The sequence below is a fragment of the Niastella sp. genome, from assembly GCF_045805085.1.
Taxonomy (GTDB): Bacteria; Bacteroidota; Bacteroidia; order Chitinophagales; family Chitinophagaceae; genus Niastella.
The window spans coordinates 1-8,984 of the sequence record NZ_JBJMLX010000404.1 but is presented as its reverse complement, the minus strand read 5'-3'; the positions used below and the strand labels follow the sequence as shown (position 1 = coordinate 8,984).

Here is an 8,984-nt window from a genome sequence, read left to right as displayed (position 1 = left end):
CAGATCTTCATGCTCCATTTGTGGTTCCATACCTTTTGAATTTATGTGAGTACAATGTGGCAGCGTTTTGTAAAGGTAGTGCAAATTGGCAGCCAGGCTACAGGAGGTAAATGTTCCACCACTATGAAAGTTTTTTTTGTTTTCCTCCAATTAATCGTAATATTGCGATAGATATGGGACTTACCAAAGCAGAAATATTTACCGATAAGCAGAATAGGTTGGCGCAAATGATGAAGGCCCTGGCGCATCCTGCCCGGATCGCCATCATCCAGTATCTTATAAGATCGCAAGCCTGTGTGTGTGGCGACCTGGTTGATGAGTTAGGCCTGGCCCAGGCTACTATTTCGCAACATTTAAAAGAGTTGAAGAACGCCGGGTTGATCCAGGGCACCATTGAAGGCACCAGCGTTTGTTATTGTATTGACCCCAAGGTATGGAAGCAATACAAAGAAGCCTTCGATACTTTCTTTGTCGCCTATAAGAACAAGGATTCCTGCTGTTAAATTTTTTTGACTGTATTCATCGCAATATTGCGATATAACAATAAAAGAAAACAAAATGAAAGATCAGGATCAAATAAAGGAAATGGTGAAACAGCAATATGCAGCAATCGCTCTGCAGGACAAAGACCAGAACCAAAGCTCCTGCTGCGGTTCAGGTTGCTGTAGCACCGAAGTGTATACTATTATGAGCGACGATTATACCCAACTGGAAGGGTATAATGCAGATGCCGATCTGGGGCTGGGTTGCGGCTTACCTACCCAGTTTGCCAAAATCAAAAAGGGCGATGTGGTAGTTGACCTGGGTTCAGGAGCCGGCAACGATTGTTTTGTGGCCCGCGCTGAAACAGGCGAAACAGGCAAAGTGATCGGTATTGATTTCACCCCTGCTATGATTAGCAAAGCCAGGGAAAACGCTGAAAAATTAGGTTTACATAATGTAGAATTCCGGCTAGGTGATATTGAAAGTATCCCAATGACCTCAAATATGGCCGATGTGGTGGTAAGTAATTGTGTATTGAACCTGGTTCCGGATAAAAATGCTGCTTTTAAAGAGGTATTCCGCATCCTGAAACCCGGCGGGCACTTTAGTATTTCCGATGTGGTACTGGAAGGCCAGCTGCCTGACGCAATAAAAAATGCAGCAGAGATGTATGCAGGCTGTGTGGCCGGTGCGCTTCAAAAAGAGATATATCTTGAAATTATTCAATTGAACGGCTTTGAGCATATTACTCTTCAAAAAGAAAAGCCCATTGTGATACCTGATGATATTTTGCAAAATTATTTATCTGCTGAAGAGATCGCCCAATATAAACAAAGCGGCACAGGTATTTATAGCATCACTGTTTTTGGTGAAAAACCAGTAAGTGAAAATGCCCCCTGCTGCGCACCAGGGTGTTGCTCCTGATCTCTACCAAACTCAGATCCTGAAACACTGTTCATGATAAAAAAATCTGTTTGTGAATTTATAGGAACTTTTGCCCTGGTATTTTGCGGTACAGGAGCCATGATAATTGATAAGGAAAGTGGCGGCGCTGTTTCTCATGTGGGCGTTGCGATCACTTTTGGATTAATAGTAATGAGCATGATATATGCCCTCGGTGATATTTCAGGCGCTCACCTTAATCCGGCAGTCAGCATTGCTTTTGTATTGGCTCGCAGACTACCGGTTAACAATCTTGGAATTTATATAATAAGCCAGATAGCCGGAGCTTTTGCCGCAAGCGGATTATTGAAATTTCTTTTTCCATCAAATGAATTCCTTGGCGCCACCTTACCGGCAGGAACGGCGATGCAATCTTTTGTACTTGAAATTATACTCACATTCCTGTTAATGCTGGTCATTATCAATGTAGCCACCGGTTCCAAAGAACAGGGATTATTTGCCGGCATAGCCATTGGTTCGGTTGTTTTATTGGAAGCCATGTTTGCAGGGCCTGTCTGCGGCGCCTCCATGAACCCGGCCAGGTCATTAGCCCCGGCGGTAGTATCCGGTCATACAGAACATCTGTGGGTATATTTGCTGGCGCCGGTTATTGGTGCGGCAGTGGCAATACCCCTATGGAAATATTTAACGTCTAAAAATCATATAGCAAAATGAAAATTGCATTATTCAGCGACATACATGCTAACCTGCCTGCATTGGAAGCGTTTTTCAAAAGCGTAGAGGTTCAACAGCCAGATGCCATTTACTGTTTAGGCGACCTGGTTGGTTATAACATCTGGCCAAACGAGGTCATCAATGAAATTCGTAAACGTGGTATCCCTACCATTGCGGGCAATTATGATTATGGAATTGGAAGATCAGGTGATGATTGCGGCTGTGCCTATAAAACGGATACAGAGAAAGCGAATGGCGCCGTTTCAATATCTTTTACTAATGAGATCGTGAACAATGCGGAAAGAAAGTATTTAAGAACGCTGCCAGCACACATAAAAGTTGAGTTTCAGCTAAACAACGACACCTTAAACCTGCTTTTAGTGCATGGCAGCCCGCGTAAAATAAATGAATACCTTTTTGAAGATCGGGAAGAAAAAAGCATGTTGCGCATTATGCAGGACGCTGATGCTGATGTCATGTGCTTTGGCCATACACATAAGCCTTACCACCGGGTATTAGCCGCATCAGAGGATGACAAAGAACGTTACAGACATGCCATCAATATCGGTTCTGTAGGCAAATCCAAGGATGGCGATCCACGCGGAGGCTATGTATTGCTCCACATAAATGAGAATAGCGCTATTTACGATAAAGAAACGATCCAGGTAGAATTTGTGAGATTTGAATACGATGTAGAAAAAGCAGCCAAAGCTGTTGAGGATAGCCGTTTACCAAACGCTTATGCGGAAAGTTTACGGAAAGGCGTATAAACCATTATAAAAGCATATTAAGTATATTTGGTACAACAATAGCTTTATTAATTTATGGACACGATAAGTCAAATTAAAATTGCAAAGGCAGGCAATGAGCAAAGACAAGCTATTATTACATTGCTTCAGTCAGAAAAATTACCTGTAGAAGATCTGCCCGCTTCCATGGAGAATTTTTTTGTAGCGCTAAACGCCGACAAAGTAATTGGCGCAATAGGCTTAGAGCAATATGACAATTGTGGATTGTTACGTTCAATGGTAGTAGATAAAGAATATAGAAATAAAAATACTGCTTCACAACTCTTGCAGGAATTAGAAACCTATGCAATTGCATTAAGCATCGATTGCATGTACCTGCTCACAGAAACGGCTCCTGGATATTTCGGGAAAAAAGGTTACCAAAAAATTGCAAGAGAAGAGGCGCCCCGGGCCATTCACGCTTCTTCGGAGTTTAGCCATGTTTGCCCTGTTAGTGCCATTGTCATGAAAAAGGAATTTATTGCTGTATAATAATAGTAGATCATGAACGCCTGCACTTCCACCTCTCAAATCTGGGAACAACATAGCGATAAACTAAAAAACTTTATTTGCAGTAAAGTAAATGGTGATGACTGTTGTGAAGACATATTGCATGATGTATTCGTGAAAATATCTGAGAATGAAGAACGGATTAAATGGGTTGAAAAGCCGGCTTCTTATGTAATAAAGATGGCTCAAAATGCCGTGATCGATCATTACAGGTTAAAAAGTAAAACAACCCAACTAACCGAAATAAATTGCAAGAGCGAAGAAGCGCAGCAAACAGCCATCAGGCTGGCCGATTGCTGTTTATTATCATTTATAAAAGCTTTACCGCCATTATACAGCGAAGCATTGATCCTTTCAGAACTGGAAGGCCTATCCCAAAAGCAATTATCCCAACAACTGGGTATTTCCTATACCGGGGCAAAGTCGAGGGTACAGCGGGCAAGAAAAATGTTGAAGGAAGCTATTTTGGCCTGTTGTCCTTACCAGTTTGATAAATACGGAAATATTATTGGCTGCTGTAAATAATACCTTGCGTCTTTTTTGAGTTGCCCCCGTTGTAAGTATACTAAACTATTTCACCATGAGAAGTATAAGTATACTACGACTGATTGTATCAACTATTTTATTGATAAGTATTGTTCCTTCCGGTCTATGCCAGCCCCATTCATTGGAGCCTGTTAGCAGGTATTATAAATCGTATGGCGAATTAAGTGACCGTCCCAATCCTGAAAGGGCCTGGATGGATACCATCACTTTTCCCTGGTCGGAATACAGCCCCAATGCTATCACCAATTCCCTGGTTCGCACCGTTTACCTGAAACCGGATGATGAAGCAAAGCTCCCCGGTTTAATTCACCCGCCGGCCAATAGTTCAAACCAAACCCGCGCAGAACTGGACTATTTATTATCGCTTCAAAACAGCAGAACGAAGGAGCAAATAAACAGGGCCGAATACATTGCCAATATAGGTTCGTGGTTTAATATTTTAAACCCTACCGACCCCGATTATGAGGAGAACAGAAAACAGCTTTTTTATATTGCGGAAAGCGTGGGTGATTGGTACAATTATAAAAATTTTCCGGCCACCACACAGCTATTGCTTAATTGCATTCAGGATATCCGAGTAACAGAGTTCCGGTTGAAATGGGTTTTTAAACGGGCACGGCCTTATCACCTGGAACCGAGGTTACAACCGCTCACAAAGATCAAATCCCCCTCCTTTGCCAGCGGCCACACCTTGTGGTCATTTACGGAAGCGTTTTTATTTAGTGAGATCATACCTGAGAAAAGAGCAGCCTTCATTGAGAAAGCAGATGAAGTAAGATGGTCGCGGGAACTATTAGGTATACACTATCCCAGCGATAATGAAGCAGCGAGGGTGATTGCCTGGAACCTGCTGAAATGCTGGATGAACAATGCTCAATTTGTTACCGACCTGAAGAAAGCCAAAGCTGAATGGGCAGATCATAAAATAAGGTTACAGTAGCATTTCCCAACATTTTAAAGACAAATCCGGGAAAAAATATACTTTAGCGTAGGTTGGCCTAAATCAAGTAATATTTATCACAAAACAAGCAGACGTTGGAATCGATTAACCTGAATACCCTCAAACTCAAAATAGAGTCTCCTAATATAAAAATCGTATCGTTTGACATCTTCGACACCCTCATTTGCAGACCCTTTCTTGATCCGGATGCTTTATTTGGTTTAATGGCGGCGGATGTCAACAACATCACTGGAAAAAAAGTCGACTTCAGATCAATAAGAATCGCTGCAGATGGTTCTGCACGTGCCGCTTCAAAACAGGGTGATATAACCCTGGATCACATTTACCAGCAAATAGCATCGAATTTAAACATAGATACTACCGCGGCGAATAAAATAAAAAACCTTGAAATTGAATATGAAAAAAGTATCCTGCGGAAGCGTTCATCAGTAGTAGAAATATTGGAATTTGCTTACCGGCGAGGGAAAAGAATTATTTTAACCAGTGATATGTATCTTCCAAAAGATACGCTAAAATTAATATTGCAAAACCTTGGAATAACTTCCTATCACGAATTCTATCTCTCAAATGAAGTTGGACTTAGAAAAGACAGCAGAACGCTTTTTCCATACATACTTGAAAAGGAAAATATAGCCCCAGATGAGCTTTTACATGTTGGAGATAACATACATTCCGATATTCAAATACCCCAGGAGATCGGAGTTGAAGTTTTTCATGTAAAAAAGCCGAAAGAGCTGTTTCTTCAAACCGCTATCGCAAAAGACATCTTCAATCCCCGGTTCCAAAACTCATCACATTATTCCCGCATTGCATTGGCAATGGGAATTAATAAATGTTTTGACGATCCGTTCCCGAAATCAAACAGCCTGGTTAACGGCGACCTGCAATTGTTTGGTTATTTTTATATGGGGCCATTATTGTTAAGCTTTACAAAATGGGTGGCTGAAACAGCGGATAAACAAAAAATAGACAAGCTTCTTTTTTTAAGCCGCGATGGTGAAATATTGTATAAAATATATCAGCTGCTTGGCAAATATTCTTCTCAGCAATTACCGCAGGCAGATTATATTCAAATTTCCCGGCAAACAGTTGCAAACCCATATTTAGAAGAAAACAATCTTTTTAACAAAGCACTTACGGTGCCTTATAACGGGGATACACTTAAAAACTTTTTTAATACCCGTTTTGGAATAAACATCTCCTACCTGAATAATACAAAACTCAATGAATTTGGGTTTGAAGATCTGAATGCCAAAGTGTTTTTACCCCAGGATTTTGAAAAGATCAAATCACTGGCTGCATACGTATTTCAAACAAGCGAAAAAACGTTCAACACCAAAAGAAAAAATGCTATAAAGTATTTAAAACATAAGAAATTATTCGGGGACTCCAACCAGGCGGTGGTGGACATTGGTTACTCTGGAAGCATGCAGAAATTTTTAAACGACATTTCCGGCAAACCTATTCATGGCTTGTATATGATAACCAATCAGTCTATTCAGACCAATATTGGCAGACCCGGAATTTTCACAAAGGGATTGTTCGGTGATAATACTGACCCATCAGCTACTACTACTACAATAGAAAAATACAACCTGTTTTACGAAACGATCCTTTCTTCAGTAAAGGGCTCGGTTAAGGATTACAAATTAAAACTGGGAAAACCACAACCCGTACATGAAAACGTCGGCTGGGAAGAAAGTGAAAAAGTAAAAAAGTTACCGCTGATACATCAGGGAATTCTGAACTTTTGTGAGGATTTTCTTTCCATGTTTAATAGTGTAGATGCCATCCCCTATGAAGAGCTCGATCTGCTGCAGGAATCATTCAGGCACTTTCTGGAAAATCCTACCATTGATGATATAATCATGTTCTCAGGTTATTCGATGGATGATCATTATTGTGGTAATAACATTTTTTACTGGGTTCCTACCCCTGTTGAATTGCAGAATAAAAATTATAATTCCGGAAAAATTTTGTGGCGGCAGGCATTAAGCATAATCGAGGCACAGGAAATAAATAAGATTAATGAGCTGTTTGATTCACACAATGCCCGGTTTGGACATTTATTCAATCAACCACAAAGCTGGTATAAGAAGATCGGCAATTTGATTAAAAAACGGTCTTGACGGAAGTCAGAACCGGGCAAATAAACAATCCTCAATTTGTTACCGACCTGAAGAAAGCCGTAAGCAATACACAAACACCCTCAAATAAAAGCAAATAAAAGAAAAAGGAGCCCTTACTTCGGCTCCCACAACTCAATTTTGTTACCCTCTATATCAAGTATATGAACAAACTTGCCATAGTCATAGCTTTCTACATTATCCAACACCGTCACCCCTTCTTCTTTTAATGCGGCAACAAGTGCTTCCAGGTCGTGAACCCGGTAATTGATCATGAAGTCTTTTGTGGACGGCTCAAAGTATTTGGTGTTTTCTGAAAAAGGGCTCCACAGCGTATAGCCTTCCTTTGAATCCTCTTCCTGTTTCCAGCTGAATTGTACGCCGTATTCGGTTACATCAAAACCGAGATGGGTCTTATACCATTCTTTCATTTTTTCGGGGTCCTGGCATTTGAAGAAAATGCCGCCTATTCCTGTTACCCTTTTCATAGTTGTTGTTTATAGCAAGATAACCCTTTTTCCCTCAGAACGCATTCTCCTCCCGCTTCAATCGCCACCGTACAAAAACTTGAAAATTGAGCGGCTTGCTGTGGTCCTTGCTTTGGCTGGTGAACGGACTGGTCAACGGCAGCAATACCGCGGCGCCCAGATCTACCGACCCTAATTTATAAGCCACTTCAAATTTGGCCAGGATAAACGAAGCTCTCAGGTATCTGTTGGTCAATGAATCGCCCTTCACTGTAAATAAAGTATCGGGGATATTTTTGCCATACGTGCCGGAATCTACTATTCGTTTTGTTTGTTGTTTTCCCAGGGTTTGCCCCAGCGTTTGGTACCCGATGCCGGCGCCTATAACAAAGCTTTCATTCAGGTGGTAATTGTATTGTAACCCGGCATACATACCGCCCGACTTTATAAAGCTGGTGGTCTTGCGTAAGGGAACAAATGCCGGCAGCGTATCTGGACCATATTTCCGGATACTGTTATCTTCCTTGATCACATTGTTGCCATAAACGGTCCATTCGGCGGGTTTTACCAGCAATAGTATTTCATGTTGATCATTGTGCCGGCTCAGCCAGATGCCGGGTATTAGCGGGTTATAGGGCTGACTGCGGTTATTGGGACCAGTAAAATAATTGCCACCTCCATTTACCGGTATAGCCACTTTCCAATGCAGTCCAAACTGCCAGTGCCCGGGGGCGCGGAAAGACCTGGCAACCATACGGCCGTCTTTTTTGCTGACATCCGCGCGAATCACCTTTGTCCTGGTTTGCATGGTGTCTTTTACCCAGGGGCGGTTTGAAGTACGGGCAGGAACCGGCGCAGGCGACGCTTTCCCCTTTGGTGTTTGTCCCTTTGTAGTGCCAACTATATCGATATAATTGTTATCGGGTGTGCCACCAGCCATGGTGGTTAACAGTAAATTGTTTGCGGCGGTGTCTTTTACGCCATGGTGAGCAATCGCCGTATCAATAACAGCAGGGGTATCAATGGCAACAACCCGGTTCAATGAATCCGGGTTCGTATGTGTTATTATATGTGTAGTTTCTGTTGGCCGGGTTCGCCTGACGGGTATATGGGCCGGTTTTTTCTTTTTTGCAACCGGGTGCGGCCTGGTTCTTTGTTTTGGCGGATTATCCTGGAAGATCACATAGCCATTATACATGATATAATACAACGACGTGTTCTTCTTTATTTCCTGTAACAACAACCCAATGGTATACGTGCCTTTTTTCAGGTTAATCACTTTATCGCCTTTTACCTTCGAGGAATTAAAGGAAAAACGGATGGCGCTGTGGCTGTGAACAAACCTCGTCAACGAATCCAGTGTTATGGGTTTATCAAAATAAAATGGCGGCCGCTGGTTTCCGGGGGCAGCGGCCTTTTGTTGTGCCAGGCAATTTCCCGGCATCGCGCATACCAACAGGATAAAAAATCCAGAAATACATTTATT

The 8,984-nt window shown here is 42.0% G+C and carries 10 protein-coding genes; 8 read left to right on the top strand and 2 right to left on the bottom strand.

The features are described from left to right. The first annotated feature begins 173 nt into the window (after positions 1-173). The 8 genes from ACJ751_RS21050 (at position 174) to ACJ751_RS21015 (ending at position 7,034) form a co-directional block, all read left to right on the top strand. Complete coding sequence (locus ACJ751_RS21050) at positions 174-503, top strand: ArsR/SmtB family transcription factor (RefSeq protein WP_407747489.1); 330 nt, start codon at positions 174-176, stop codon at positions 501-503. A gap of 55 nt (positions 504-558) precedes the next feature. Continuing rightward, entirely contained in the window at positions 559-1,407 is an 849-nt protein-coding gene (locus tag ACJ751_RS21045) for an arsenite methyltransferase (RefSeq protein WP_407747488.1), read from the top strand. Positions 1,408-1,440: 33 nt separating this feature from the next. Further along, positions 1,441-2,100, top strand: coding sequence for an MIP/aquaporin family protein (locus tag ACJ751_RS21040; protein ID WP_407747487.1), 660 nt, complete (start codon positions 1,441-1,443; stop codon positions 2,098-2,100). Further along, a complete protein-coding gene (locus tag ACJ751_RS21035; protein ID WP_407747486.1) occupies positions 2,097-2,870 on the top strand; it encodes a metallophosphoesterase family protein in 774 nt (257 codons plus the stop codon). Before ACJ751_RS21040 ends, ACJ751_RS21035 begins: the two co-directional genes overlap by 4 nt. 54 nt (positions 2,871-2,924) lie before the next feature. After that, positions 2,925-3,380: an arsenic resistance N-acetyltransferase ArsN2 gene (gene arsN2, locus ACJ751_RS21030; RefSeq protein WP_407747485.1), complete on the top strand. Its 456-nt coding sequence runs from the start codon at positions 2,925-2,927 to the stop codon at positions 3,378-3,380. A 12-nt stretch (positions 3,381-3,392) separates the two neighbouring features. After that, positions 3,393-3,923 carry a sigma-70 family RNA polymerase sigma factor gene (locus ACJ751_RS21025; protein ID WP_407747484.1) on the top strand — a complete coding sequence of 177 codons (531 nt, stop codon included), beginning with the start codon at positions 3,393-3,395 and terminating at the stop codon, positions 3,921-3,923. 55 nt (positions 3,924-3,978) lie between these two features. Continuing rightward, positions 3,979-4,884 carry a phosphatase PAP2 family protein gene (locus tag ACJ751_RS21020; RefSeq protein ID WP_407747483.1) on the top strand — a complete coding sequence of 302 codons (906 nt, stop codon included), beginning with the start codon at positions 3,979-3,981 and terminating at the stop codon, positions 4,882-4,884. Positions 4,885-4,979: 95 nt separating this feature from the next. Then, complete coding sequence (locus tag ACJ751_RS21015) at positions 4,980-7,034, top strand: HAD family hydrolase (protein ID WP_407747482.1); 2,055 nt, start codon at positions 4,980-4,982, stop codon at positions 7,032-7,034. Between the two features lie 113 nt (positions 7,035-7,147). Here the strand turns inward: ACJ751_RS21015 and ACJ751_RS21010 are convergent, their stop codons facing one another. Together ACJ751_RS21010 and ACJ751_RS21005 are read right to left on the bottom strand one after the other, a co-directional pair. Then, positions 7,148-7,519 carry a VOC family protein gene (locus tag ACJ751_RS21010; protein ID WP_407747481.1) on the bottom strand — a complete coding sequence of 124 codons (372 nt, stop codon included), beginning with the start codon at positions 7,517-7,519 and terminating at the stop codon, positions 7,148-7,150. A gap of 34 nt (positions 7,520-7,553) precedes the next feature. Then, a partial coding sequence (locus ACJ751_RS21005; RefSeq protein ID WP_407747480.1) for a hypothetical protein occupies positions 7,554-8,984 on the bottom strand: 1,431 nt, incomplete at its 5' end.